Source organism: Mesorhizobium sp. M0217 (assembly GCF_040321955.1).
Lineage (GTDB): Bacteria > Pseudomonadota > Alphaproteobacteria > Rhizobiales > Rhizobiaceae > Mesorhizobium.
Genome location: NZ_JAMYSN010000026.1, coordinates 1 through 25,767, shown reverse-complemented (window position 1 = coordinate 25,767; position 25,767 = coordinate 1). Strand labels below are relative to the sequence as shown.

At 58.4% G+C, this 25,767-nt stretch carries 21 protein-coding genes and 3 pseudogenes; 20 read left to right on the top strand and 4 right to left on the bottom strand.

The genetic code is table 11. The features are described from left to right. Window positions 1-7: 7 nt before the first annotated feature. The 9 genes and pseudogenes from NKJ18_RS27410 to NKJ18_RS27370 all read left to right on the top strand — a co-directional run bounded on the left by NKJ18_RS27410 (window position 8) and on the right by NKJ18_RS27370 (window position 8,362). Complete coding sequence (locus tag NKJ18_RS27410) at window positions 8-307, top strand: ferredoxin family protein (RefSeq protein ID WP_023687351.1); 300 nt, start codon at window positions 8-10, stop codon at window positions 305-307. A 565-nt stretch (window positions 308-872) separates the two neighbouring features. Beyond that, window positions 873-1,030: pseudogene (locus NKJ18_RS27405) on the top strand (helix-turn-helix domain-containing protein); the annotation flags it as partial. 227 nt (window positions 1,031-1,257) lie between these two features. After that, entirely contained in the window at window positions 1,258-2,736 is a 1,479-nt protein-coding gene (gene nifB / locus NKJ18_RS27400) for a nitrogenase cofactor biosynthesis protein NifB (RefSeq protein WP_352656557.1), read from the top strand. Between the two features lie 31 nt (window positions 2,737-2,767). Next, window positions 2,768-2,962 carry a 4Fe-4S dicluster domain-containing protein gene (locus NKJ18_RS27395; protein WP_023672218.1) on the top strand — a complete coding sequence of 65 codons (195 nt, stop codon included), beginning with the start codon at window positions 2,768-2,770 and terminating at the stop codon, window positions 2,960-2,962. 98 nt (window positions 2,963-3,060) lie between these two features. After that, entirely contained in the window at window positions 3,061-3,381 is a 321-nt protein-coding gene (locus NKJ18_RS27390) for a nitrogen fixation protein NifZ (RefSeq protein WP_023672219.1), read from the top strand. After that, entirely contained in the window at window positions 3,378-3,590 is a 213-nt protein-coding gene (gene nifT / locus NKJ18_RS27385; RefSeq protein WP_023672220.1) for a putative nitrogen fixation protein NifT, read from the top strand. Before NKJ18_RS27390 ends, nifT begins: the two co-directional genes overlap by 4 nt. Before the next feature lie 32 nt (window positions 3,591-3,622). Beyond that, a complete protein-coding gene (locus NKJ18_RS27380; protein ID WP_031197236.1) occupies window positions 3,623-4,516 on the top strand; it encodes an SIR2 family NAD-dependent protein deacylase in 894 nt (297 codons plus the stop codon). Window positions 4,517-4,601: 85 nt separating this feature from the next. Continuing rightward, window positions 4,602-6,470 carry an ABC transporter ATP-binding protein gene (locus tag NKJ18_RS27375; RefSeq protein ID WP_023712675.1) on the top strand — a complete coding sequence of 623 codons (1,869 nt, stop codon included), beginning with the start codon at window positions 4,602-4,604 and terminating at the stop codon, window positions 6,468-6,470. Further along, window positions 6,470-8,362: an ABC transporter ATP-binding protein gene (locus NKJ18_RS27370; RefSeq protein WP_023727113.1), complete on the top strand. Its 1,893-nt coding sequence runs from the start codon at window positions 6,470-6,472 to the stop codon at window positions 8,360-8,362. The genes NKJ18_RS27375 and NKJ18_RS27370 overlap by 1 nt, the downstream gene beginning before the upstream one ends. 554 nt (window positions 8,363-8,916) lie before the next feature. Here the strand turns inward: NKJ18_RS27370 and NKJ18_RS27365 are convergent. From NKJ18_RS27365 to nifA, 3 genes are all read right to left on the bottom strand, one after another. Then, on the bottom strand, window positions 8,917-9,957 hold the full coding sequence (locus NKJ18_RS27365) for an LLM class flavin-dependent oxidoreductase (protein ID WP_031194208.1): 1,041 nt from the start codon (window positions 9,955-9,957) through the stop codon (window positions 8,917-8,919). A gap of 88 nt (window positions 9,958-10,045) precedes the next feature. After that, window positions 10,046-11,185, bottom strand: coding sequence for a histidinol-phosphate transaminase (gene hisC, locus NKJ18_RS27360; protein WP_031197237.1), 1,140 nt, complete (start codon window positions 11,183-11,185; stop codon window positions 10,046-10,048). Between the two features lie 234 nt (window positions 11,186-11,419). Further along, window positions 11,420-13,183, bottom strand: coding sequence for a nif-specific transcriptional activator NifA (gene nifA / locus NKJ18_RS27355; protein WP_352760714.1), 1,764 nt, complete (start codon window positions 13,181-13,183; stop codon window positions 11,420-11,422). Between the two features lie 1,157 nt (window positions 13,184-14,340). On the opposite strand from nifA, the gene NKJ18_RS27350 reads away from it, so the two are divergent. The 3 genes and pseudogenes from NKJ18_RS27350 to NKJ18_RS33060 all read left to right on the top strand — a co-directional run. Beyond that, entirely contained in the window at window positions 14,341-15,669 is a 1,329-nt protein-coding gene (locus tag NKJ18_RS27350) for a dicarboxylate/amino acid:cation symporter (RefSeq protein ID WP_023706359.1), read from the top strand. Window positions 15,670-15,973: 304 nt separating this feature from the next. Beyond that, window positions 15,974-17,005, top strand: coding sequence for a LacI family DNA-binding transcriptional regulator (locus NKJ18_RS27345; protein ID WP_023672231.1), 1,032 nt, complete (start codon window positions 15,974-15,976; stop codon window positions 17,003-17,005). 291 nt (window positions 17,006-17,296) lie between these two features. Further along, a pseudogene (locus tag NKJ18_RS33060) lies at window positions 17,297-17,524 on the top strand (IS1634 family transposase); the annotation flags it as partial. Between the two features lie 80 nt (window positions 17,525-17,604). Here the strand turns inward: NKJ18_RS33060 and NKJ18_RS27340 are convergent. After that, a complete protein-coding gene (locus NKJ18_RS27340) occupies window positions 17,605-18,630 on the bottom strand; it encodes a LysR family transcriptional regulator (protein WP_023712679.1) in 1,026 nt (341 codons plus the stop codon). Between the two features lie 237 nt (window positions 18,631-18,867). On the opposite strand from NKJ18_RS27340, the gene NKJ18_RS27335 reads away from it, so the two are divergent. The 8 genes and pseudogenes from NKJ18_RS27335 (at window position 18,868) to NKJ18_RS27300 (ending at window position 25,200) form a co-directional block, all read left to right on the top strand. Beyond that, a complete protein-coding gene (locus tag NKJ18_RS27335) occupies window positions 18,868-19,461 on the top strand; it encodes a NodA family N-acyltransferase (RefSeq protein WP_023694280.1) in 594 nt (197 codons plus the stop codon). Continuing rightward, the gene (nodB, locus tag NKJ18_RS27330) at window positions 19,458-20,117 is read left to right on the top strand and encodes a chitooligosaccharide deacetylase NodB (protein WP_023724589.1); all 660 of its coding nucleotides are present in this window, start codon (window positions 19,458-19,460) and stop codon (window positions 20,115-20,117) included. Before NKJ18_RS27335 ends, nodB begins: the two co-directional genes overlap by 4 nt. A gap of 13 nt (window positions 20,118-20,130) precedes the next feature. Then, on the top strand, window positions 20,131-21,489 hold the full coding sequence (gene nodC / locus NKJ18_RS27325; protein ID WP_023750024.1) for a chitooligosaccharide synthase NodC: 1,359 nt from the start codon (window positions 20,131-20,133) through the stop codon (window positions 21,487-21,489). Between the two features lie 34 nt (window positions 21,490-21,523). Continuing rightward, a complete protein-coding gene (gene nodS / locus NKJ18_RS27320) occupies window positions 21,524-22,132 on the top strand; it encodes a nodulation methyltransferase NodS (RefSeq protein WP_502906181.1) in 609 nt (202 codons plus the stop codon). 37 nt (window positions 22,133-22,169) lie between these two features. Further along, window positions 22,170-22,403 (top strand): annotated as a pseudogene (locus NKJ18_RS27315) (carbamoyltransferase N-terminal domain-containing protein); the annotation flags it as partial. A gap of 54 nt (window positions 22,404-22,457) precedes the next feature. After that, window positions 22,458-23,369 (top strand): nodulation factor ABC transporter ATP-binding protein NodI, encoded by a 912-nt coding sequence (gene nodI, locus NKJ18_RS27310; RefSeq protein ID WP_023685034.1) that lies wholly within the window; start codon window positions 22,458-22,460, stop codon window positions 23,367-23,369. A gap of 3 nt (window positions 23,370-23,372) precedes the next feature. Further along, window positions 23,373-24,161 carry an ABC transporter permease gene (locus tag NKJ18_RS27305; RefSeq protein WP_352760711.1) on the top strand — a complete coding sequence of 263 codons (789 nt, stop codon included), beginning with the start codon at window positions 23,373-23,375 and terminating at the stop codon, window positions 24,159-24,161. A 64-nt stretch (window positions 24,162-24,225) separates the two neighbouring features. Then, window positions 24,226-25,200 (top strand): LysR family transcriptional regulator, encoded by a 975-nt coding sequence (locus NKJ18_RS27300; protein ID WP_023685036.1) that lies wholly within the window; start codon window positions 24,226-24,228, stop codon window positions 25,198-25,200. Window positions 25,201-25,767: the final 567 nt, after the last annotated feature.

Below are 25,767 nucleotides of genomic sequence, written 5' to 3'. Positions count from 1 at the left end.
AGACGATATGACCAGCGCAGCGACGAAGTCACGTGTCGAGGACAAGCTTTACCAGAACCGCTACTTGGTGGATTCCGGCCGCCCGCACATCAAAGTGCGACCGCACCAGAAGCCGAGCGCGAATTTGCTCGCGCTGACCCACGTCTGCCCGGCGAAATGTTATGAGTTGAACGACAAGGGTCAAGTGGAGATCACTGCCGACGGCTGCATGGAGTGCGGCACCTGCCGGATTTTGTGCGAGACGAGTGGTGAGATCGAGTGGAACTATCCACGCGGCGGTTTCGGAATCCTCTTTAAATTCGGATGACCGGCGCACGCACACTTAAGGCGGCGATCATCCAGTACAGCTGAGTCTCGGCCATGCCATTTTTTGCTTTAATAGCCAATAAATGAAGAGACATTGCATGAATACGCAATTCAGCCTCAGATAAAAAATTCAGGTTCACTCTGGACGACAACCGCTGAAGTCGTCTCTATGAGCCACCGGGCCGCAGATCGGGTCGACGAGGCCCTGAACCGCCCATCCAGCATGCCCTAAGCAGATACCCGCTCAGGGACTCTACGATATGTGAAGGTGCCGACCGCCCCGAGCGAGCTGGAGATTACGCTCGCCATACGCTGGCCAATTGTCGTGAACGTCCTGCCCGCTTTCTGCAGACGGGTAATTGAGCGATCGTCGTCCTGGACGCTGAAGGAGAGCCGCAGATTGCCGGCACTGCCTGCAATACCCACGCACCTCAATCAGGCACTCGCCGCCTCATATCACAGGCCGTAACAGATCAAGCGAATTGCAGCTGCCGGCCAGTCGCATCGGCGCCTCCGCATCAAGGTATCTCCTCTTACGGCCGCATCCGAACCATGCCGCTTGTCGCCCGCATCTGACGGAACGCAACCGGCTGATCGACGCGATTGACAAGGCCGGTTGGGTTCTGCCTGGGCGGCTCGTATCCTCGGCCTCACGCCATGGCAAATCGGCTACGCCCTGCGCCGGCATGGTATCAGGGTGAAGAAATTCCAGACGTCGCGATGACGTCAAGCGCAAGCAGCCCGGAGTGGTCTCGCTCACACTCTGCGCGCCCGAGGCTGCTAGCCTCGCGACCCTATTTGCTTGTCCACTGTCGTAAGCCCGACAAAGGTGTGTCGGAGCAATCCGAAGGAATCTGACACGAGAAGCCTATTCGTGAACCGAAACAGCTCTTTGGGCTGGCATAGCTCTTGCGCTTTGAACTGCGACATCACGCAGCAACGGAGCCGTTCATGTCTGCACCGGCAATTTCGCTTGAGAGCCTCAGCACGACATTCGGTGACCAGTTGCTTGGCACCATGAAACTTGGGGGCTGCGCGTCTTCGTCCTGCGGCTCGTCGACAAAGCCCGACGACACGGATCCGGCTGTCTGGGAGAAGATCAAGGATCACCCCTGCTTTTCAGAAGAGGCGCATCACTATTTCGCGCGTATGCACGTCGCGGTCGCGCCGGGCTGCAACATCCAGTGCAACTACTGCAATCGCAAATATGACTGCGCCAACGAAAGCCGGCCTGGGGTGGCCTCTGAAAAGCTGACGCCCGATCAGGCGCTACGCAAGGTGATCGCGGTCGCCAATGAGGTGCCGCAGCTTTCCGTGCTCGGCATCGCCGGACCGGGCGACGCCTGCTACGACTGGAAGAAGACGAAGGCGACCTTCGCCAGGGTCGCCAGGGAAATCCCAGACATCAAGTTTTGCATATCCACGAATGGGCTGGCGCTGCCCGACCATGTCGATGAGCTTGCTGACATGAATGTCGATCACGTGACGATCACGATCAACATGGTCGACCCTGAGGTCGGTGCAAAGATCTATCCTTGGATCTTTCACGATCATCGCCGCTACGTCGGCATTGAAGCCACCCGGATCCTGCACCAGCGGCAGATGTTGGGCCTGGAGATGCTGACCGCGCGGGGCATCCTCACCAAAATCAACTCGGTGGTGATCCCGGGCGTGAATGATGAGCATCTGATCGAGGTGAATAGATGGATTAAGGAGCGAGGCGCGTTCCTGCACAACCTTATGCCGCTGATTTCGGACCCGGCCCACGGCACGCACTACGGTCTGAGCGGGCAGCGCGGCCCAAACGCAATGGAGATGAAGGCTCTTCAGGATCGTGTCGAAAACGGCGCCCAGTTGATGCGCCACTGCCGGCAGTGCCGGGCAGATGCCGTGGGCCTGCTCGGAGAAGATCGTGGCCAGGAATTCACAGTCGACCGGATTCCCGGCGAGGTCACCTACGATGCCAGCAAACGCAAGGCCTATCGGGAGCTGGTCGCGGAGGAGCGCCGTGATCACGTCGAGGCTAGGAGAGAAGCGATCGGATTGGTCAAGGCAGCGAGCCCCGGCAAGTCCCTTCTCTTCGCGGTGGCGACCAAGGGCGGCGGCCGCGTCAATGAGCATTTCGGCCATGCGAAGGAATTCCAGGTTTATCAAGCCTCGCTGAAAGGGATCAGCTTCGTCGGGCATCGGAAGGTGGACAAGTATTGCCTTGGCGGCTGGGGCGCAGAAGCCGCCCTCGATGGCGTCATCGCAGCGCTTCAAGGCATAGATATCGTGCTGTGCGCCAAGATTGGAAATTGCCCGCAGGATCAGCTCGCGGAGGCTGGAATCAGAGCCACCGACGCCTGTGCCCATGACTATATCGAGACAGCAATCAGCGCGATTTACATCGCCGCATCTGGGATCCCCACACTCGCGGCGACGGCCTGAGCTGTCTCATTCATTCGGACCAGGAGTTAAAATGGCTTTCAAGATCATCGCATCCCAATGCACCCAATGCGGCGCCTGCGAATTCGAATGTCCTTCCGGCGCGATCAAGTTCAAAGGCGAGAGCTACGTGATCGAGTCACAGAAGTGCACCGAATGCGAGGGGGTCTTCGATGCGCAGCAATGTGCCTCGGTATGTCCGGTGCCGAAGACCTGCGTTCCTGCGTAACGGACATTGGACTGCCGACATGGTTGGGGGCTGCCTACGCAGGACGCCTGGAACGCCTTGTTCGCAATCTCAGCCGCAAGAGAAATCAGGGAACGGACATGTCGCTCGGACGCGAAGAGGAGATCGAAATCCGCAGGCCTCCACGATTCATGCCGGGAGAGCGGGTACGTGCCACTCGCCACATAAAGAATGACGGCACCTATCCTGGCAGGGAGATCGGCGAAAATCTCGTGCGGAAGGGGGACGAGGGATATGTGCGCGACATTGGCACCTTTCTCCAGCAGTTCTTCATCTATGCGGTCGAGTGGATCGACCGTGGCACCGTAGTCGGTATGCGAGCGCGTGAACTGATGAGCCTCGACGAGGCCGAGGCGCCCTGCAGTGCTGAAAGCAATACCAATGAAGGGACGGCCAGATGAAAGTCATGATCCGCAGGACCGATGCTGGTTTGTCAGCGTATGTCCCCAAAAAGGACCTCGAAGAGCCGATCATCAAACTCGAGAAGGAAGAGTTGTGGGGCGGAACGGTCACGCTCAGGAACGGGTGGCGGCTCCTCCTACCCGATCTCCCACATGATACGCGTCTGCCGATCACCGTCGAGGCAAGGAAGATTTCCGAAGAGGGCTGATGCTGCCCCTAGGTGCGTCGCGAGGAAACGAGATGAACACGATCCTGACATGGGGCCACCTCGTCATTGTGCGGGACAGTTTTGCTGAAAAGCTGCTTGACCTGGCGAAGGAAGCGCTCGCCGCCGATGAGGTGATCCCCTATCTCGGTCCGGGTCTTCTTGAGTTGAACTGTGTGGAACCGCCTGTGCCGCATACCCCGGAGGTTGTTGCCGCGGCACTCAATGCACGGGCTCCAGCCCCTTCCAGGATCCGCACCAATATGTGGTCGGTTGCACAGTTCATCGAACAGCGCCGGCATCGCCGGACGCTTCAAGCTTGGATGACCGACATATTCGCAGCGCCGGTGGGGCCGACCCCCTTCCACGCCTGGCTCGCAAGGCTGCCACTCTCCCTCATCATCGACAGCTGGTATGACAGCGCGATGCGCACGGCTCTGGTAGAGACCGGCCGAACGGACGTCGTTGAGATACAAGGCGTCACGCGCGCGAATGAAATCGGCAACATTTGGACGAAAACCTACGATTTGTCCGGGAGGGAGCTCGACCCCCGATTGGGGGCCAAGACGGTTCTCTATTCACCTCACGGGAGTATTACGCCCGCGCAAAACTTTCTCGTCGCAGATTCCGACTACGTCGAAGTCCTGTCCGAAATTGATATCCAGACACCGATCCCAGACGCTGTGAAGGAACGGCGCATCACCCGTGGATTTTTCTTCGTTGGCTGCCGCTTCAACGATCAGATGCTGCGCACCTACGCCAGACAGATCATGAAGCGCTCCCGCGGTCCCTATTGCACCGTAATGGACGCGGAAACCCTGACCAGAAACGAAGCGCGTTTTCTTGCGGCAAGCGGAATCACGGTGATCGACATGCCACTAAGTCAAGCGGCGGCTCGGCTTGTGGGAACGGGCACGGCTGCAGGTTGAGGACGGGATTAACAATGGCGGATGCCTTTGATGATGTCTGCTTCGGCTTTCCTCGAAGGCGCAAAATGCAGTCGGGAATACACCCGTGAACAGTGAAGCTGTCAGCGGCGCAACGAACGCACTGAATTCGTTGGCCCATGTTGAAGCGGCGCGCTGGGGCCGGGATTTGAGTACGCTGTTGCGCATCACGCGTATGAATCTGCGCCATCCGTGGCAGGTCGCCCTCGCTATGGGCTCGACGATCATGGCGGCAATCCTCCAGTTGCTCATTCCCCAGCTTCTCGGCCGGGCTGTCGACCAGACCCAGACAGCTATCGGGGGCGGTGTCGCGGGGGCTGCGGCAGGACAAGCACTCTGGGCCCCGGCTCTCCTGCTGCTCGCCGTCAGCGCGCTACGCGGCGTTTTCACGATGGCGCAGAACTATTTTGCCGAAGCCGTCGGGCATCATGTCGCGTACGAATTGCGGCTCGCCTACTACGACAAGATCCAGCGTCTAAGCTTTTCCTTTCACGACCGGGCCCATTCAGGCGATCTGATAACCGCCGGAATGCTCGATCTCGAAGGCGTGCGGATGTATTTTTCCACCGGGCTCATGCGGGTGCTCCTGCTGACGATGCTGATCGGGATTGGCGCTTACATGATGATCTCGACCGATCCCGTGCTCGGCTTGGCCGCGCTCAGCTTCGTGCCTTTTGTCGCTTGGCGCTCATCGACCACACAGCTTAGGCTGCGCGCCACCTGGCTCGACCTCTATGAGCGCCTTTCGGTACTAAGCCGCGTGATGAAGGAAAATCTCGCAGGTATCCGTGTGGTCCGCGCTTTTGCGGCTCAATCCTATGAGATGCTGAAGTTCGACGGCGCTTCCAAGAACGCGCTCGACCTCGCCAACGATCTCGTTGACATCTACGTACCCAACACGTCGGCGATGACCTTGTCCTACTTTTTCGCAATGGGATTGGTGCTTGGGATCGGTGGCAACAAGCTCGTCGCTGGCGAGATCAGCGTCGGAACCATGGCGACCTTCCTGACCTTCATGACCATGCTGCAAATGCCAGTCCGCCAGATCGGTCTCATGGTCAATGCGTTTGCCCGCGCTTCTAGCTGCGGTTCGCGGCTTTTCGGTCTCCTCGATCAGGAGATCACCATCAGGGATGCTCTCGAGGCCAGACCGCTTGAGATAAGTGACGGCACTCTGCGCTTCCACAATGTCTCATTTGCCTACCCCAACGCCGAAAACCGCGCCATTCTGAAGAACCTCAGCTTTGAGGCCCGGAGAGGCGAGACGATCGCGATCGTCGGTCCGCCGGGTTCCGGCAAATCGACGATGGCTCATCTGGTCCCCCGCTTTTACGACGTGACCGGTGGCGCCATCACGTTGGACGGCCAGGACATACGCAATGTCACCCTCGAGAGCCTTCGCAAGGCGGTCGCGGTTGTACAGCAGGATGCGTTCCTATTCACCACAACGATCGAGAACAACATCGCTTATGGCGATCCCTGGGCGAAGAGACAGCGAATTGAACGCGCTGGAGAATTCGCCCAGCTCCACGACTACATCCTCGGGCTCCCGGCAGGGTATGAGACGGTCGTGGGCGAACGCGGCGTTTCTCTCTCTGGCGGCCAGCGCCAGCGTCTCACGATTGCTCGCACCATGATGCTGCGCCCCTCCGTCATCATTTTCGACGACTCGATGGCCGCGATCGATGCCGGCACCGAGCTGCGCATTCGCGCGGCGATGCGGCGCTTCGCAAAGGATCGGGTGACGATCATCATCGCGCACCGGCTGAGTGCGCTTAAGCATGCCGATCAAATCCTTTTTGTCGATAACGGCGAAATCGTAGAACGCGGCACGCATGAAGAGCTTCTGGCGAAGCGGGGACGCTACAGGGCCCTTTACGATCTCCAGACGTGCCCGGGTGATAGCATTATTAGCCAGGATGGGGGCGCCCGCTGATGGACCAGGGCCGCGGCGAACTCGAAGCCGAACCTGACGACGGGAGACGCCCTCCGCGCGCGGTCGTCGGCTCGCACCGGATCGAGGAGGAGATGTTCGGCCGGGCTTTCGACAAGAGCATCCTCCGTCGCATCTGGGGCTTCGTCCATCCCTACCGGGCAAAGGTAGTTGTCACGATTGTCGCGATGCTGATCTTCACCGGGACGCAGCTTCTCATCCCCTTGATCATCCGCTACGCGATCGACCTCGGCATGAACCCCGCAAGGCCCGATCGCTCAGCCCAGCTTGCGGCCGTCGGCGCGTTCCTTTCGGCGATTTTGGTCAATTTCGCCGCCGGCTACATGCAGGAAGCCTTGGATGGGAAAATGGCCGAAACTGTCCTGTTCGACATCCGCCGCGCCATGTTTGGCCATCTGCAAAAGGTTTCGCTCTCTTTCATGGACAAGACCGAGGTCGGACGCCTGATGTCGCGCCTGCAAGGCGACGTTAACTCCATACAGGAGTTCCTGGAAACCTCGGTATATTCCCTAGGCGATGTTGCGCTTCTCTTCGGCATCGTTTTCGTAATGCTGTGGCTCGACTTTCGCCTCGGCCTCCTGACGCTATCGGTTCTGCCGATCCTGGTGATCGTCCGCATTGTCTGGTTGCCGCGTGCCCGCGACGCCTTCATGGCTGCACACGAAACCAATTCCGTCGTCAATGGCGCGCTGGCCGAAGCCATTCACGGCGTGCGGACCATACAGTCAATGGACCGCCAGCAGGTGAATTTCAGTCTTTTTGACGATCGGGCCCATGCCAACCTCAGGACCCACCTGATCGCTGCCAGATATGCACTGGTCATGGTGCCCATCGTCGATGGCATCACCGGCCTCGCCTTGGCCGCCGTTATTGTGGTCGGCGGCTCGATGGTCATGAATAGCCGTATAGATGTGGGCGTGTTGGTAGCCTACCTATTTTACATCCAGCGCTTCTTTGACCCGATCCGCTCACTCACCCTGCAATATTCGGTCATGCAGCGCGCCATGGCCTCAGGCAAGCGCCTGACGGATGTGCTCGACGTCAAGATCGATGTTAAGGACAAACCCAATGCCGAGGTGCTTTCGCCCGAAATGGACGGCTCGGTCGAGTTTAGGGACGTCACCTTCGGCTACGATCCGAACCGTTCGGTTCTGAAAAATGTCTCGTTCAAGGTCAATCCGGGCGAGACGGTCGCACTAGTCGGACCGAGCGGTTCTGGCAAATCGAGTGCGATGGCCCTGGTCCACCGCTTCTATGATGTTCAGCAGGGTCAGGTGCTGGTCGGCGGACATGATGTACGCGACCTCACCCAGGAATCGCTCGGCCGCCAGGTCGCCATGGTGCTGCAGGAGCCATTCCTGTTCACCGGGACGGTCTTCGAGAACATTCGATACCAGAAGACGGAAGCCACGCGCGACAAGGTGATCGAGGCGGCCAAGGCTGTCGGCGCGCATGACTTCGTCATGAGCCTCGCCGACGGGTATGAGACCCAACTTGGCGAACGCGGCGACAACTTATCTCTCGGCCAGCGCCAGCTTATCAGTTTCGCCCGCGCCCTCGTCGCTGACGCCAAGATCCTCGTGCTCGACGAAGCTACCGCCAATATCGACAGCTACACGGAATTGCAGATTCAGAAGGCTCTGATCAAGCTGCTTGAAGGGCGGACTGGCCTCGTCATCGCCCACCGTCTCGCCACGGTCCGGGGGGCCGACCGCATCATCGTGCTTCAGAATGGCCAAGTTATTGCGACTGGCAACCACGATGAGTTAATAGCCATGGGCGGCCTGTATTCCAAACTCTACTATCTCAACTACGCCTCCTTCGACGACCTTCCCGAACACGATACCACCGTCCAAGCTGGCTCTCAGACCTGACATCTTGGCGGCCTTGTGGTAGTGGCGTTGACTTTCGGGCGTGTCGGCAGACCACTCAGGCCACCGCATCCGGCCAGCAGCCAGCACTCAAGAACGAGCACTCCTCGCAATTCGTGAAGACCGGCTGCGAACGATTTCCTCCAGCATCGTATCCGACCGCGGTGCACCACCATCATCGGGCGAGCTCGCTGGAGGTGTTGGCTGGGCGTCGCAAAGCCGCTCGCGAGCGCGCCCTCAATAGCGCCGTAGCGAGTGACGGCTTTGCCACCGACGGGCCGCTGATGAAGCTGGATTAGTGGGCGCCGCACCGACGCCGCCCCGGGCGAGAAGAACCTCCTGCGGCTGGCTATGGGCAACGACTAGCGCCAGCGCGACGAGCAGACGCGTGCCGGCATCGTGACGCGCTCGGCTACCCTCTCCTTAGGATCGTGCATGTTCACACGATGGCCCAGACGCCAGCCAACGCACAAGCTGGTATTCTGTGCCGCCTGCTCGTCGTCAGTTTGGCCTCCTCCCGATTGCCCGCCCCACCACGTGCAAGCTCGAGCACATGGTCAGCCAAGTCGAGCCATGATTTCGGACTGAATGGTCCTCGCGGTGTAAAGGGAAGCATCTAGCGGCAGATTTCCAAATGCCATTTGACAAAGCAGGTAGTTGGCACCTGCCTCTTCCAACTGATCTAGCAGAGCTTTTCGCACAGACTCTGCTGATCCTACCACGCACAATTCACTCTCGACTGCCGCATCGAAGGTTAGCGGCAAGTTTGGTGGAGTGGGGATAGCGTTAAGCTCGTAAAGGAATTGGAAGCTCTTGAGCCAGCGTGCGTAAGCAGGTGCCGCGAGCGAATAGGCATGTGTGTCACAACGCCCAATCACGACCATGCGGAGCAATCCGACAAATCTCCCTTGATCCCCCCCGCCTGCGTTGTCCTCTCGATAGGCGCGGAACGCATCAGTAGTTTTGCGAACAGAAGAGGAAGGTCCTACACACGCGATATTTGTTCCATTCGCAGCGGCCCAAGCTGTGGACTCGGGTCGATTGGCAGCGACCCATGTGGGCGGATGTGGACGCTGATGAGGTCTCAGCGTCAAAGGAACGTCATTGAGATCAAAATGGCGGCCTTGATAGCATAGCGTGCCGACCTCCCTCGAATTCACAAGTATTTGCATAAGAATTTCGCTGGCTTCGGCATAACGGCCCGGCACCGCGTCCGCACCAATCCCGAAGTAGCCCAATTCGGTCGGGAGAGCACCGCGCCCTATGCCCAGTTCGAGCCTGCCACCGCTCAACTGGTCCAGCATACAGATCTCTTCGAACGCACGCAGCGGATGATAAAGCGCAAGCAGCATCACCAAGGGTCCGAGACGCAAGCGCCGGGTGCGCTGGGCGACGCTCGATAAGAACAGATTCGGCGATGGGCCTCTCCCATGGGGAGTACAGTGGTGTTCTGCGAGATGATAGGCATAGAACCCTAGCTGATCGCACGCCTCTGCTAATATCAGGCGATCTTCGTACTGCCGGCCTATATCGCGGCCATCCTCATCCAAATGATCGAAGATGCCGAAAGCCAGGTTTGAAGGAAAGACGTTTGTCACTCTTTAAGTCCCCGATTTTAAAAGCAGGCTGTTTTCTTGCTGGGATCACCAGCAAGTCGGAAGAGATGTGTGTGATCGCCGATTAGCGTCAGCGTAACGAAGAAGCAGAGCCTGACGCTTCCCTGCCTCTGGAGCTTGGCACCGTTAAGCTTCCAGCAATGTCGCCAGCGGCAGCAAGAAATTCATCCATCTGCTCTTTTGTGCCGATGCTGACGCGGATACAGTGTTCCAAGCCTTTGTCCGGAAAAAACGCGACAAGTATCTTTTGCCTCTCCAATGCTGCTTGCCACCATGAGCCGTCCTGTCCCGCGGGCACACGGGCCAGCAAGAAATTTGCGCGGGAGGGTGTTACGGAAAATCCGAGTTGCGATAGTGCAACTGTCACTCGCTCTCGTTCATCCTTGATGTGCTTGTGGTTGTCTGCGTAGGCGCCGCGATGTTCAAGCACGCTGATACCAACGGCATGCCCGATCACGTTCATGTTGAAGACGTTCTGGATGTTTCGCAGCCTTCCAATAATTTCAGGGTGACCGAAACCGAAACCGACGCGAATGCCGGCGGCGGCATAGCTTTTCGAGAATGACCTCAAGACCAGAAGGTTCGAATACCGGTTGATGAGGCGCAGTCCGTGATCGGGTGCAAAGTCGACGTAGGCCTCATCGAGGACAATCAAGCGGTCCGATTGTGCTACGAGGCGTTCGATATCGCTTATCGGGAGGAATGTTCCGGTCGGATTGTTTGGATTGGCCAACATAATAAACTTGGCGTCTTTTGCCGGACCAGAAAGCAATTGCTCCATTGGCAGGGAATGAGCTTGACATCCGATTTCGAGGAACTCAGCGCCCTCGAGCATGGCAAGTTTGCGGTTGAACGAAAACCCTGGCGACATCATCGCAACCTTGTCGCCGGGTGCGAGGAAAGCTCTGTAGATCAGTCCGAGCAGTTCAGACGACCCGTTGCCAGCGATGACCTGATCCCTGGAAACGCCATAGGCGCTGGACGCTGCTTCCCTCAGTCTGAAGTTATCGTCATCCGGATATAGATACTGGCGCTTGAGGGCCGCCACTGCACTTTGCATTATGATTGGCGGCAACGGAAACGGGTTCTCATTCGTATTCAGCTTGATAAAATTTGCGTCCGGCGCTGGTCCGTTGGACGGCAGAGCATCCAACTGTCGTGTCACTTGCGAAAGAGCCGAAAGCACAGTTTGCAGTTTTGCGTCGGACATATTTAACTCCGTTTCAGTCACACAGGGGCATCCGCATGAGCTCGCAACGAGAGCAACATGGCGGACGGGATTGGACGATGGCAGGGTTGCCTTTCACACAATGGTCGCAGCGCCGGCTGACATGGGAATTCAGCCAGCTGTCCTCGGTCGAATCGAGTTGACGCGCACGCGGATCTGCATCGCTGCGCGGCGCCAAGGCGCTAAGCTGCTCAGCTCATGCCCAGGGTCATGCTTTCAAAGACGCTTGATCTCGACGCCGTATTTCCTCAGCACGTAGCCAATCTGGCGCGGGGTCAGCCCAAGCAAGCGCGCTGCCTTTGCCTGCACCCAGCCACATCTTTCCATGGCAGCAATGACGCGCTCTATATCGGGCGTCCTCGCGCCAATTGGGTGGGATGCGCCGGCAAGTGGGTTAGTCGCGGCCGAACTGGCGGCCGCGTCCGGCGGCGTGGCCAAATTCGCTGACTCCGACAGGATCGGCGGTGGTTGCAGCGCGGCCTTGCCCGATCTGCACTTCCACAGCGCCTCGGCAAAGCATTGGCCTTGGGAGCAGGCAAAGTCGTTTCTCCCGATTGACAGTCCCTCGGCCAGGATCGCTGTCCGGTGCACGCAATTTTCAAGCTCGCGAATGTTGCCGGGAAACTCACATTTCATCAGCACTTCAATCGCACGCGGATCGAAGGTGAGCGTACAGCCGTTCTCGTCGTTGAACTTCTTGAGAAACTCAGCTGCGAGGAGCGGAATATCGCTGCGCCTTTGGCGCAATGCTGGTACCAGCAAGGGAACCACGTTGATGCGGTAGTATAGGTCGGCGCGGAACTCATTCCTTGCAACCGCCTCTTCCAGGTTCCTGTTCGTGGCGGCAATCACGCGAACATCGACCTTGATGGTCTGATTGCTGCCGACGCGCTCAAACTCCTGCTCCTGCAGCACGCGCAGTAGCTTTGCCTGGAACGAGGCCGAGATCTCGCCGATCTCATCCAGAAACAACGTCCCCTTGTCAGCGAGCTCAAAACGCCCCTTGCGGGAATTGAATGCGCTTGTGAAGGCACCCTTCTCATGACCGAACAATTCGGATTCCAGGACTGTCTCTGGGAGCGCTGCACAATTGAGTTTAACGAAGGGCCGCTTGGCGCGCGGCGACAACTCGTGAATTGCCTTGGCAGCCAGCTCCTTCCCGGTACCGGACTCACCTCGCAACAGAACTGTGGTTTTTGCCTTCGCTACGACCGCGATCTTCTCCAGCAGGGCGCTTATAGCCGGACTGTCACCAATCATCCCCTCGACGTGGACCTTTTTGCGCCGGGGTGCAGGGTGCTTAACATCAGAAAATTTCGTTTGCAGCCGATGTTCCAGCTCCGGCGTTCGCTCGCGGTCGACCGCGGAGAAGCGATGCAACTTGACTGTCTGTCCCACCATGTTGGCAATCATGGTAAGCAGCCGGACATCATCGTCGAGCCGATAGCTTGACCTGCTTTCCAAAACCCGGTCCAAAGTCAGCGCGCCTATGGCGTTCCCATCAACACGAATGGGAACGCCGATGAACGACACGGTGTCGGAGGCCCCAAGCACCTCGATATCAGCGGCAGTGAAGGTCGGATGCATCACTATGTCGTCGGCGACAAGCGGCGTGTCGGTCGTCACAATCTGGTCGATGGCGTTGCGCGGCAGGCGCGAGCGGGAGGGCTCATTGCCGTTCGTGCCGCAGCCGCTGGCCACTGTGATGTCCAGTCCGCCCTCGGCATCGCAGAGAGCGATGATGCCGTGCCGCATCTGCACAAACGAGTGCAGGAGATCGACTACCTTGGCCAACTTGAGTTCGAGCCGGGCGGCATCGGCGAGTACTTTCGATATTTCGAAGATGCCGGTTAGCGCGCGCTCGTGCAATGCCACATTCGCAGGATTCGTGTCGGGCTTTGGACAACCCTTTATCGCATTCGGCAGCGATATGCCGCAGTCGCGGGCATTCTGTTCTGACTTGCTAATGTTGTGGTGCATGTGATCCTCGATCTCGCGCCATCAAATCTAGGCTGGCGGCATGTGCGCCCGCGACGTCGCGGGCACGGGCGAAAATGCTCCGACGTGAACTCGTGCCGCCGCCGTGTGGTCGAGTGCAAAGCGGGTCTAGCCCTGACGCATCGCTTGGCTACTCCCTCACGAGGCTTGGCCATGTTATTGGCTTGCCCCGGGCAAACACACGTTGTTTTCAAAAGACTGGAGCGAGGCGGCATAGTCAATCGAGCTTTCTTTCATCTGTGAAAGGAAACCTCGCGGCTTATGATAGGATTCATCAGTTCTATCTTTGCGTTGAAGCAGAAATACCTGGGCCGGCCATGCCTTGCCCGAGCGGCTGACCGCGCGGTGTGTAAATGCGGGGCCGTGCCATTCACCAGCGCCCGCGAAGGAGGGGCGGGAGCGATAATAACAGCCAACGGCACTGGTCCGTTGCCGCAAGCGCCATCTTTCTCGAGTTGATCAGGCGGCGGCGATGTCGCGTGTGAAGGCGCGAAGCTGGCGTCGAGTACGACTTCGTAGGCGGTGCTCGCAACTTCTGAATCGCATCGTCGTGGTCAGCACCATCACCGGCCTGGGGCCGAAATCGGCACACTCAATGAGCGTATCGAAAAGTCTGAACAGATTACGATGCGACCGCTTGAAAACGGCTGCCCGTGCTGCGGGCGTTGATTTGCAAAATGGGTCGTCCAAAAGGCCGTCCGAATTTATTCTGTGATTGCAGTGGCTGCATGGTCGTAGGCTGTCTAGAAACGAGCGCTTCCGAAAAGGGGTAAGTTAGCCTGTCATCTGGACGGCCTTGAACAGGCGACTTATTGGTACCCGCTGGCGCCAACGATGGGGCCCGGTCCAAAGCCGGCTAACGAGGAACCCACCACGCTCTGTGCAGCAAAACCGCTAGCCAGAGGGATCGACCGGCAGCACTCTGCCACAGACCATCAAGGGCGTTGGGACCGCGGCCTTGCCCGCTGGTCTGACACCGCATTCCTCCATCATTGGCGAGCCCACATCAGTTCAGGTGATCGGATTCATCTGGCATGGGTATTGCGGCGGCGTTGGTGCAGCGTTCGACCGGAGCGCCGCGATAGGGAGAAGCCCGGGAGAAGTCACGCCACCTCGATCCGGTCAGGGAGAGAGAAACAGTGTCAGCTGCACAAGTCCGCGGCGCGAGTCCCGCGCCCCGCAAACCCTTCTACACCAAGCTCTACGCCCAGGTGCTTGCCGCCATCGCGCTCGGCGTCGCAATTGGCTATTTTTATCCGGAGACCGGCGAGAGCCTGAAGCCGCTGGGTGATGCCTTCATCAAGCTGGTCAAGATGATCATCGCGCCTGTCATCTTCCTGACAATTGCGACCGGCATTGCCGGCATGAACGATCTTCATAAGGTCGGCCGGGTCGCCGGCAAGGCAATGGTTTATTTCCTCACCTTCTCAACGCTCGCGCTGATCGTCGGCCTCATCGTCGCCAATGTCGTCCAGCCTGGCGACGGCCTGAACATCGATCCGGCCTCGCTCGATGTCCAGGCCGTGAATACCTATGCCGCAAAAGCCAAAGCGCAGTCGGTCACCGGCTTCCTGATGAACATTATCCCGCCAACGATCGTCGGTGCCTTCGCGGAAGGCGACATCCTGCAGGTGCTGTTCTTCTCGGTTCTGTTCGGCATGGCGCTTGCGATGGCCGGAGAGACGGGCAAGCCTGTCGTTTCCTTCCTCCAGGCGCTCATTGTGCCTGTCTTCAAGCTCGTCGGAATTCTGATGAAGGCCGCGCCGATCGGCGCTTTTGGCGCGATGGCCTTCACCATCGGCAGATATGGCATCGGTTCGGTAGTCAACCTCGCGATGCTGGTCGCGACGTTCTATTTCACCGCCTTCCTCTTCGTGTTCGGGGTTCTCGGCGCAGTCTGCCGTTACAACGGCTTTTCGATTTGTTCTCTCATTCGTTACATCAAGGAAGAGCTGCTGCTTGTCCTCGCAACGTCCTCCTCGGAGGCGGCGCTCCCGTCGCTGATGGAGAAAATGGAAAAGGCGGGCGCCAGGCGTTCGGTTGTGGGTCTCGTCATCCCGGCCGGATATTCGTTCAATCTGGACGGCACGAATATCTACATGACGCTAGCGGCTCTCTTCATCGCACAGGCGACGAACACGGATCTGTCCATCGGCGATCAGGTGCTGCTGCTGCTCGTAGCAATGCTTTCCTCCAAGGGCGCTGCAGGTGTGACAGGTGCGGGCTTCATCACCCTGGCGGCTACGCTCGCGGTAGTTCCGAGTGTTCCCGTTGCTGGGATGGCACTGATACTCGGCATCGACCGATTCATGTCCGAATGCCGGGCGCTGACGAATTGCGTCGGCAACGCAGTGGCATCCCTCGTCGTCGCACGCTGGGAAGGAGAGTTGGACCGAGCACAGATGAAAGCTGCCTTCAGCGGTCATCAGCTTACCGAGGCATCAAACCGGCTACCCTCCTGCAAGTAAGGTGGGCGGCCCACGACCTGTGAAGTCGCTTAGCTGGTCACATAACTGAACGACCGACCCGCAGCCTCTAAACGGCTCCTCACGGACCATGTATCAGAAGCGCTAAATGTGTGAGTGCAAATCGTCACCGCCCTTTAAGCGAATGAGCCTTTCAGTATACCCGGCCGGTTTACGTCTGCAATGATGTTCGTCCAACACGCTGTGCCCATTCGTATGGGGACGTCTTCACTTTGCCACCCGAAACCGAAACGCGTTAGGCGGACAGAGAGCCGGCCCGCGTCAAAAACCAATCAGAATAGGACCTATGACCAAGCGCCCCACAATTGCCGATCTCGCCCGCGAAGCCCGAGTCAGCGTAGCAACGATCGATCGGGTTCTGAACGCCCGCCATCCGGTGCGCGAGGAGACCGCGCGGCGGGTCCACGACGCCGCCCAGGCGATCGGCTATCATGCTGCCGGGCTAATCAAGCAGCGGTTGCGGCGAGACCTACCGCACTACCGTCTGGGCTTCATCTTGAGAAAACCGGCCCAGCATTTCTACCAAGATTTTGCGCGCGAGGTCGAAGCATCGGTCAATTTGGCCCAGTCCTTCCACGGCATTCCGCTCGTCGAATTCGCCCCGTCACATATGCCGAGCGACCTGATCGCGCCGCTCAAGGAGTTGGGCGCACGCTGCCATGCAATCGCGATGGTGGCACCGGACCACCCGAAAATCACAGCAGCGGTTGAGGACCTCAAGGCCAAGGGCATTCCGGTTTTCTCGCTGCTTTCCGACTTCGCCGCCGGCGTGCGACAGGGGTATATCGGCCTCAACAACCGCAAGGTGGGGCGCACGGCCGCTTGGATGGTGTCCAAGGTCGCAAAACGGCCCGGCAAAGTGGCGGTGTTTGTCGGCAGCCATCGTTTCCAGGGGCACGAGCTCCGTGACGTCGGCTTTCGCTCCTATTGCCGTGAGAACGCGCCCACGTTCGAGGTGCTGGATCCGGTCATGAACCTCGAGAAGCGGCAGATCACCTACGAGGCAACGCTTGATCTCATGCAGCGGGAGCCCGAGCTCGTCGGCTTCTATGTCGCCGGCGGCGGCATGGAGGGCGCGATCTCCGCGCTCCGAGAAGAGGGCAAAAGTCGGGATCTCGTCGCGATCGTGAATGAAATCACACCTGAGTCTCGGGCAGCGCTTGCAGATAACATCGTCACGATGGCGGTCGCCACGCCAATGCGCCGGCTTTGCCAGGAGCTGATAACGCTGATGACACGGGCTATCGAGACCGGCACCGCTGAAACACCCGGACAGACATTTCTGCCGTTCGACATCCATCTGCCGGAAAATATATGAAGGCGGAAGCGCGAGGTAGATTGCCTAGATCCGCAGGGTCAACCTCCACCGGCTTCACTTGCCAACATGCCCCACGTTCTCGTGCAGGGGGTGTGGTCAATGATCCCGCACGGCAAGAGCCGAGCGAGGCCAGCACAGTCCATTTGGGGTCGACCTCGTCGACCGCCATCTCCTCGCCTGGCTGCACGTGAAAAGCCGCGGCACAGCCGGCAAGGTAGGAATTTAACCGGGCTAACCATCTTCTGGGACTTCGCACGCAAATCGAGGCGGCAGTCAATTCAGTAGCAGCCCGGGCGTGTGTTCTGCTCGTTCCGGCCCCTCGCACTTAGCAAGGAACTGCGCCGCTCTGCCGGGCCAAAGGCCCGACGCCCGAAGGGCAACCGCTCCTACGCGATCGCGTCCGCCTCCAGAAGCCGCCATCGAAAAGAATGCTCGCGTCGTCACCACCTACGGCCAAAGCGGGCAATCAAGGCAGCTGGCATCACTCTGCCACACATCCTCGACGAGCAACTCGCCTGAGATCAGCCCCAGAACGTAGGTAACACGCGCCGCGCCGGCGCTTGTCGAACATGCTGATCAGCCTGTCTTACAGGCGGTGATTAAGTGGGGCTCAACATCTTCCGGGACTTCGCACGCGATTTCGAGGTGGCAGTCGGTACCAAGAAACGAAAGGTCGGATCGGCGTGCCCGAGACGCTCAATGATTTCAGGCAAAGGCGCCAGGCGAGATGCCTCCTGCAACATCATTTCCCGCATCCACATGCTTGCCGGATCACTATTGTGAAGCTCAGGCCATTGGACGGCTTCCGTGAATGCAGGAGGAGGAAGTGGCGGCGGAAGTTGGACAATCCGCAGGGGTGTTGTTTTTGCGAAATGCTGCGCCAGCCGTAAGGGCATAGTCCCGATGCGGCTGGTGCCTGACAGGACGGGCGGGATCAGGCTAAAGCCCTGTACGACAACTTCGATACGTCTCTCGAAACCGTGCTCGAGCAAATACCATTCCTCCATGGTGGGCTGCCGGGTGTGCCTGAATTTGAGCACAACATGCCCCATGCACAAGTATCGCTCGAATGTAAGTGGCTCCGACAGCTGCTTGTTCGTGCCGCAGCCTACGCCTACGAGCTTATCTTCGAACAGGGCTGCGCGAGGATGTTTCGACATGAACACTTCCGGCATAATCAGAAAATCAACGTCGCCGCGCCGGAGAAGCTCCTCGGGGTCGTCGCAAATAGGCAGACATTCAAAGCGAACGGCGGGAGCTTCCCGCGCAGCGCGCTCTACTATCTTCCTAAAAAATACGAGCGTGATGTAATCGGAAAGCATGATTCGGAAGAGACGATCCGATTGGGCCGGGTTGAAGGCGTCGGGGGAAATAATCGATAGCTGGATGTGCAGCAATGCGTCCCGGACTGCTGGGGCGAGCCCGTCGGCGCGCGGCGTCAAAATGAGCTCGCGGCCGTTCATCGTAAATAGCTCATCGTTGAAATAGGCGCGTAGCCGAGCAACGGCGGCGCTCATGGCCGGCTGGCTCAGGTTGATACTGCGAGCCGCGGCAGTGACTTTACGCTCCCTCATCAGAGCGTCCAGCACAACGAGGAGATTTAGATCCAGCCCTTTAAAACGCATGTCATGTTCTATCCAACGTGTGGATGCGTATCATTCAAACAATCAATTTTACGAATTTACGAGCCATGCATTAGAGGAACGGAAAGTGAGCGACGTCAAGCTCAAATCGACGACACGGGCCGGAACTCGAGAGAGTGTCTGGCTCACCTTCGCCAACGACAACGGCTGAGTGCAGCCAACAACGCCGCTTTGGTCGAGTAATGCGGCCGCAAAAACCAATATGAAGAGAGGTCCTGAATGCGCCATCAGGTGCAGTGGAAGTTGTGCTGGGAAAACGAGTTGCAGCTCTCCGATCACGTTAAGCTCGCCGAGTTCTTTCGTGATACGTACGGGCCGACTGGGGCGTCCAACGCAGAACCGTTCGAAGGTAGTCGAAGCTGGGCCGGAGCCAGGCCTGAACTCCGCGTAATCGCCTATGATTCAAGCGGTGTAGCGGCTCACATGGGCATACTGCGCCGTTTCATCAAGGTCGACGCGGTCGACCTGTTGGTGGCTGAACTGGGCCTGTACGGGGTACGTCCGGACCTTGAGGGTCTGGGAATCGCCCATTCAATCCATGTCATGCTTCCAATACTGCAGGAGCTTGGCGTTCCATTCGCTTTCGGAACGGTCAGGGACGCGCTGCGGAATCATGTTGAGAGGTTTGGACGGCGATACAGCCCTATGGCCGTTTTGTCGGGAATTCGCGTGCGCTCCACCCGACCAGAGGCCCGCCTCGACCTGCCGCCCACACGCATCGATGACGCACTCACAATTGTTCTGCCAGTTGGACGGCCGATCAGCGAATGGCCCACGGGCACGATGATAGATCGGAACGGACCAGAGCTATGAGCCGGTCCGATTGCTTGTACGAAGTGCGCCGTGAGTGCTCTGACGGCACCGGCCGTCGAAGCGTTTATCTGACCTTTGACGACGGTCCCAATCCACTTTTCACACCGGAGATTCTCGACGTGCTGGCAGAGCAGCGGGTGCCGGCGACTTTCTTCGTCATCGGCGCCTACGCCTTAGAGCACCCATATCTAATCCAACGGATGATCGCAGAAGGGCACGAGGTAGGCAACCACACGATGTCTCATCCGGATCTGTACCAATGCGGTTTCGGCGAAGTGCAACGTGAGGTCTTTGAAGCGAACGACGCCATCATGAGAGCGTGCCCGCAGGCCTCGGTCCGCTTTGTTCGCGCGCCCTACGGCGCCTGGAGCGAAGAAGTCTGCACAGCATCACAGATCGCCGGGCTGGCGGCCCTTCATTGGTCCGTCGACCCTCGAGATTGGTCTCGCCCTGGAGTCGAGGCGATTCTCGATAAAGTGCTCGCCTCCGTCCGGCCGGGCGCAATTGTACTCTTGCACGACGGATGCCCTCCCGGCGAGTTGAGCCAGGGCGCTCACGCCGGCATGCGCGACCAGACGGTCACGGCGCTGTCCCGGCTGATTCCAGCACTGCGTGAGCGCGGATTTGTAATCCGCTCACTTCCTCAACATCACTGAACAACGAGATCCCATGACTCTTCTTGGTACAACCAGCACTGTGGCCATTTCGCTTTATGCACTGCTCTCGACTGCCTATAAGAGCATGCAAGGGCTTTATGCTATGCCGACAAAGGATTCGTCGGCGTTGGAGGTTCTCGCCGGCTCCGACAAACTGCCCAGCGTCGATGTCATCGTCCCCTGCTTCAACGAGGATCCGCGCACGCTTTCAGAGTGCCTGGCTTCCATTGCAGACCAAGAATACGCCGGAAGACTTCGGGTCTATTTGGTTGATGACGGTTCTGGAAATCGCGAAGCCTTAGGAACTGTCCACGAAGACTACGCGCGCGACCCCAGGTTCGACATCATTTTGCTTCCCGAGAATGTTGGAAAGCGCAAGGCGCAGATCGCCGCGATACGACGCTCATCAGGGGATCTGGTGCTTAACGTTGATTCAGACACGGTACTCGCGCCCGACGTCATTTCCAAGCTTGTACCGAAGATGCGAGATTCAGCGGTCGGCGCAGTCATGGGTCAGTTGACGGCCAGTAACCGAACCGAGAGTTGGCTGACCAGGCTGATAGACATGGAGTACTGGCTGGCTTGCAACGAGGAGCGCGCGGCACAGGCTCGCTTCGGTGCCGTTATGTGCTGTTGCGGCCCATGTGCCATGTACCGCCGGTCTGCGCTCCTTTTGTTACTGGACCAGTACGAGTCGCAATTTTTTCGGGGCAAGCCAAGCGACTTCGGTGAGGATCGCCATCTTACTATCCTGATGCTGAAAGCAGGCTTTCGAACCGAATACGTTCCGAGCGCCATCGCGGCCACAGTCGTTCCGAACAGACTCGGACCGTATCTGCGCCAACAACTCCGTTGGGCACGAAGCACATTCCGGGACACGCTGCTTGGGCTGCGCTTGCTGCCTAGCCTAAATAGCTATCTCACGTTGGACGTGGTCGGACAGAATCTCGGCGCGCTACTCCTCGCCCTATCGGTATTAACGGGCCTCGCACATTTCGCACTGACAGGCACTGTGCCTTGGTGGACAGGACTGATGATTGTGTCCATGACCATGCTCCGATGCAGCGTGGTAGCATTTCGTGCTCGACAATTTCGATTTCTTGGCTTTTCGCTGCACACGTTCATCAACGTCTTTCTCTTGCTTCCGTTGAAGGCCTACGCGCTGTGTACCTTGAGCAATAGCGATTGGCTGTCGCGAAGCTCTGCTGTCGCTACATCGAACACTGGGGGAAAACAGGCCCCCACCCAAGCTCCGATCACTGGTTCCAGCAGGGCAGAACTCTCGCCCCATTCGGCTCCGCTTCGCAGGCTCAATCTTGCGCGGGATTCTTCGGAATTAGTCCTGTCTGACAACATTTGCGGCGACGACTGACCGCAAATACCTAACGGACGAGAGGTGCACGAGTTTGACCCAGAACGTGAATCATCAGTTGCTTGATCGGGAATTGGCCGCCGACGATCCGTGGCGCCTCGACGGCAATCCATTCGAGCGGAAGCGCCACACGCAAATCCTCCAGCTGGCGCTTGCCCAAGGCTCCATTACAAATGCCCTCGAAGTCGGGTGCGCTGCCGGCGCATTCACGGAAAAACTAGTCCCCTACTGCCAAGGGCTCACCGTCATCGATGTCGTGGCGCAAGCGATTGCTCGAGCACGTCAACGGATAAAGGAGCCGTCGCGCATCAACTGGATAGTCTGCGATGTTCAACAGTTTTCGACCGACGAGTTGTTTGACGTGATCGTTGTGGCGGAGGTCCTCTACTACCTCGGAGACATAGCCGAGATGCGCGCGGCCGTCAAAAACCTGGTGCGGGTGCTTGCGCCAGGCGGGCATCTGATCTTCGGATCGGCAAGGGATGCTAATTGCCGTCGCTGGGGTCACGCCGCTGGTGCTGAGCCGGTCATCGCCATGCTGAACGAAACGTTGATCGAGGTAGAGCGGCTTGAGTGTCGGGGCGAGTCCGTCAACGAAGACTGCTTGCTCGTCCGTTTCCGGAACCCGATTTCCGCTTCCTGATGAATCTCGAATCTATCGCCGTTAACGTGGAGACACTATGCGCATCTGTGGTACCAAGCTGACCCATGATGGGGCGATCGCCCTGGTCGAGGATGGACGGCTCGTCTTCTGCGATGACCAGGAAAAGCGGCACAACGATCCGCGTTACCAATCCATCGATAATCTCGACGCAATTGTCGCCGCTTTAGCTGAGCAGCGGCTAGATCCTTGTGATGTCGATCAGTTCGTTATCGACGGCGGGGATGGCGAAGACGAGTCACAGTTTCAGGTCGGCAGGGAACCAAGCAACCGCCAGTTTTGTCGTCCCTCTCGGTAAAATGAACCCATGTCCATGATAGCGATCGACCTTACTGACGTAAGCAAAACTTATGACAAGCTCGTTGTCGACAGGCTGTCGTTCCGCGTTGCGGCGGGGGAATGCTTCGGGCTCTTGGGACCGAACGGCGCGGGCAAAAGCACGATTGCGCGTATGGTCCTCGGCATGACATCGCCTGATGCGGGGAAGATTACTGTGCTCGGCGCTCCAGTGCCGGCGCGCGCGCGTTTGGCGCGTATGCGCATCGGCGTGGTCCCGCAGTTCGACAATCTTGATGCCGCGTTCACTGTACGCGAGAACCTGCTGGTGTTCGGGCGCTACTTCCGGATGAGCAGACGCCAGATCGATGCGGTCATACCATCGCTGCTTGAGTTCGCCCGCCTCGAGAACAAAGCGGATGCGCGCGTCGCCGAACTGTCCGGCGGCATGAAGCGGCGCCTGACGCTCGCGCGTGCGCTCATCAATGACCCGCACTTGCTGGTGATGGACGAGCCGACCACCGGCCTCGATCCGCAGGCCCGCCACCTGATCTGGGATCGGCTGCGATCGCTGCTGGCGCGGGGCAAGACTATTCTTTTGACTACCCATTTCATGGAAGAGGCCGAGCGGCTGTGCGATCGGCTGTGCGTTATGGAGGAGGGGCGCAAGATCGCCGAAGGTCGCCCGTCCGAACTCATTGACGAGCAGATCGGCTGTGACGTGGTCGAGGTCTACGGCGGCAATCCGCATGAACTGGGTGCGCTGATCCGGCCGTACGCACAGCGCATCGAGGTGAGCGGTGAGACGCTTTTTTGCTATGCACCCGATCCGGAGCAGGTGCTGGCGCAGCTACGCGGGCGCACGGGTCTACGCCTTCTGCAGCGTCCCCCCAATCTCGAGGATGTGTTTTTGCGGTTAACCGGGCGCGAGATGGAGGACTGAACAATGGGCGAACGTTATGCGGCGGGCATGCCCGCCAATGCGTGGAATTGGGTCGCGGTTTGGCGCCGCAACTATCTTGGATGGAAGAAAATCGGGCTTGCATCGGTTCTCGGCAACCTCGCCGATCCGATGATCTATCTGTTCGGTCTCGGCTTTGGCATCGGAACAATGATAGGTCCTGTTGAGGGCACTTCGTACATTGCGTTTCTCGCGGCTGGCATGGTTGCCACAAGCGTGATGGCATCGGCGACCGCTGAAACGGTCTACGGGAGTTTCGGCCGCATGGGCGACCAGCGCACCTGGGAAGGAATGCTATGCACTCAGCTGACGCTCGGCGATATCTTATTCGGCGAATTGGCGTGGGCAGCCACGAAGGCCCTCATGGCGGGCACAGCAATCACTATTGTTGCCACCACGCTCGGCTACGCATCGTGGCCATCCATCCTCTGCTTGCTGCCAGTCATCGCTCTCAATGGCCTCGCCTTCGCGAGTCTAGCGATGGTCGTCACGGCGCTTGCGCCCAGTTATGAATATTTCATATTTTATAATACGCTTGTTATTACACCCATGCTGTTCCTTTGCGGCGCGATGTTTCCGATCAACCAATTGCCCGGCGCTTTTCAGTATGCTGCCTCCTTATTACCGCTCGCACATGCAATCGACCTCATTCGTCCAGCGATGCTTGGCCGTCCGATTGACAAAATGGGCCTGCATATCGGCGCGCTTTGCATATACACAGTTTTGCCCTTCTTCTTTTCGATTGCTCTTTTTCGTCGAAGGCTGATGCGTTGACGCTACTCACCATTCGAATTGAATGTTTGGTCGCAACCCATTCACACGCCGCCTAGATCAAGACATGCGTTTTAAGGGACTCGATCTGAATCTCCTCGTTGTGTTGGACGCTCTGGTCAGGGAACGTAAAGTCACCGCGGCGGCCCGCAGTATTAACCTGAGCCAGCCGGCAATGAGCGCCGCCGTTGCTCGGTTACGCGCCTATTTCAGCGATGAGCTATTTACGATGAGCGGCCGCGAGCTCATTTTGACACCTCGCGCTGAGGGGCTCGCCCCAGCAGTCAGGGAGGCATTGCTGCACATCCAGCTATCGATTATTTCCTGGGACGCCTTCAACCCAGCCCAATCGGATCGTCGCTTCCGGATTATCCTTTCCGATTACATCACGCTCGTATTTTTTAAGAAGATCGTAGAACGTGCTGCGCGGGAAGCTCCCGCCGTCCGCTTTGAATGTCTCCCTATTTCCGACGACCCCGAGGAGCTTCTCCGGCGCGGCGACGTTGATTTTCTGATCATGCCGGAAGTATTCATGTCGAAACATCCTCGCGCAGCCCTGTTCGAAGATATGCTCGTGTGCGTAGGCTGCGGCACGAACAAGCAGCTGTCAGAGCCACTTACATTGGAGCGATACTTATCGATGGGGCAGGTTGTGTTCAAATTCGGGGACACCCGGCAGCTCTCCATGGAGGAATGGTATTTGCTCGAGCACGGTTTCGAGAGACGTATCGAAGTTGTCGTACACGGCTTTAGCCTGATCCCGCCCGTTGTATCAGGCACCAGCCGCATCGGGACCATGCCCTTACGGCTGGCGCAGCATTTCGCAAAAACAACACCCCTGCGGATTGTCAAACTTCCGCCGCCACTTCCTCCCGCATTCACGGAGGCCGTTCAATGGCCTGCGCTCCACAATAGTGATCCGGCAAGCCTGTGGATGCGGGAAATGATGTTGCAGGAGGGATCTCGTATGATTCCTCTGCCTAAGAGCACCGGACGTCTCAGTTGTCCCCAAATTGAGAAACTGCCCCCCCCTCGACTATGAGAGGAGGCATGGATGGCGATCCCCCGCCGCCTGCGACCCCGCAACTGCTCAGCAGAAGGGCGAAGCGAACGAGAGTGAATCCATTTCGTAAATGTGTGCCTATCCAAGCAATCGATTTCTGCAATTGTCCGATGACGAATATGAACGCGCCTGAAGGTGTGGAGCGGAAGCCTGTTCGGGCCCTTGCGGCCGACCACGATGAATCCCTTCCAAACCTTCAGCCGGACGGTGTTGTTGACCCGCTCCATTAAATGCCAGGACCAAACATATTCGGCGGGAGCACTGATCCTGAACCAGCGAGCGGATGCAGTCGGTTGCCGGTCGGGGAGCAATATAGGGAGCTGGGTCGCCAGCCTCCGGAGACTTACGTGACAACCATTCCTTAAAGGATTCAGCTTTGAGACCCTTCCCTCTGACTTCCGCGATTTGGGGCATTGTGTTGATCAGCGGCGTGGTCAACGTGCTTGCGCTCATCTCGCCGCTGTTCATGCTTCAGGTCTATGACCGCGTTCTGGCAAGTGGCAGCGTATCCACGCTGGTGGGGCTCGTCGTGCTCGCTGCGGGGCT

Excerpts from the sequence above, each read along its gene's own strand:
- NKJ18_RS27410 (WP_023687351.1), top strand. The coding sequence starts at position 8 with ATGACCAGCGCAGCGACGAAGTCACGTGTCGAGGACAAGCTTTACCAG.
- nifB (WP_352656557.1), top strand. The coding sequence starts at position 1,258 with ATGTCTGCACCGGCAATTTCGCTTGAGAGCCTCAGCACGACATTCGGT.
- NKJ18_RS27395 (WP_023672218.1), top strand. The coding sequence starts at position 2,768 with ATGGCTTTCAAGATCATCGCATCCCAATGCACCCAATGCGGCGCCTGC.
- NKJ18_RS27390 (WP_023672219.1), top strand. The coding sequence starts at position 3,061 with ATGTCGCTCGGACGCGAAGAGGAGATCGAAATCCGCAGGCCTCCACGA.
- nifT (WP_023672220.1), top strand. The coding sequence starts at position 3,378 with ATGAAAGTCATGATCCGCAGGACCGATGCTGGTTTGTCAGCGTATGTC.
- NKJ18_RS27380 (WP_031197236.1), top strand. The coding sequence starts at position 3,623 with ATGAACACGATCCTGACATGGGGCCACCTCGTCATTGTGCGGGACAGT.
- NKJ18_RS27370 (WP_023727113.1), top strand. The coding sequence starts at position 6,470 with ATGGACCAGGGCCGCGGCGAACTCGAAGCCGAACCTGACGACGGGAGA.
- hisC (WP_031197237.1), bottom strand. The coding sequence starts at position 11,185 with ATGTCCGACGCAAAACTGCAAACTGTGCTTTCGGCTCTTTCGCAAGTG.
- nifA (WP_352760714.1), bottom strand. The coding sequence starts at position 13,183 with ATGCACCACAACATTAGCAAGTCAGAACAGAATGCCCGCGACTGCGGC.
- NKJ18_RS27345 (WP_023672231.1), top strand. The coding sequence starts at position 15,974 with ATGACCAAGCGCCCCACAATTGCCGATCTCGCCCGCGAAGCCCGAGTC.
- NKJ18_RS27340 (WP_023712679.1), bottom strand. The coding sequence starts at position 18,630 with ATGCGTTTTAAAGGGCTGGATCTAAATCTCCTCGTTGTGCTGGACGCT.
- NKJ18_RS27335 (WP_023694280.1), top strand. The coding sequence starts at position 18,868 with ATGCGCCATCAGGTGCAGTGGAAGTTGTGCTGGGAAAACGAGTTGCAG.
- nodB (WP_023724589.1), top strand. The coding sequence starts at position 19,458 with ATGAGCCGGTCCGATTGCTTGTACGAAGTGCGCCGTGAGTGCTCTGAC.
- nodC (WP_023750024.1), top strand. The coding sequence starts at position 20,131 with ATGACTCTTCTTGGTACAACCAGCACTGTGGCCATTTCGCTTTATGCA.
- nodI (WP_023685034.1), top strand. The coding sequence starts at position 22,458 with ATGTCCATGATAGCGATCGACCTTACTGACGTAAGCAAAACTTATGAC.
- NKJ18_RS27305 (WP_352760711.1), top strand. The coding sequence starts at position 23,373 with ATGGGCGAACGTTATGCGGCGGGCATGCCCGCCAATGCGTGGAATTGG.
- NKJ18_RS27300 (WP_023685036.1), top strand. The coding sequence starts at position 24,226 with ATGCGTTTTAAGGGACTCGATCTGAATCTCCTCGTTGTGTTGGACGCT.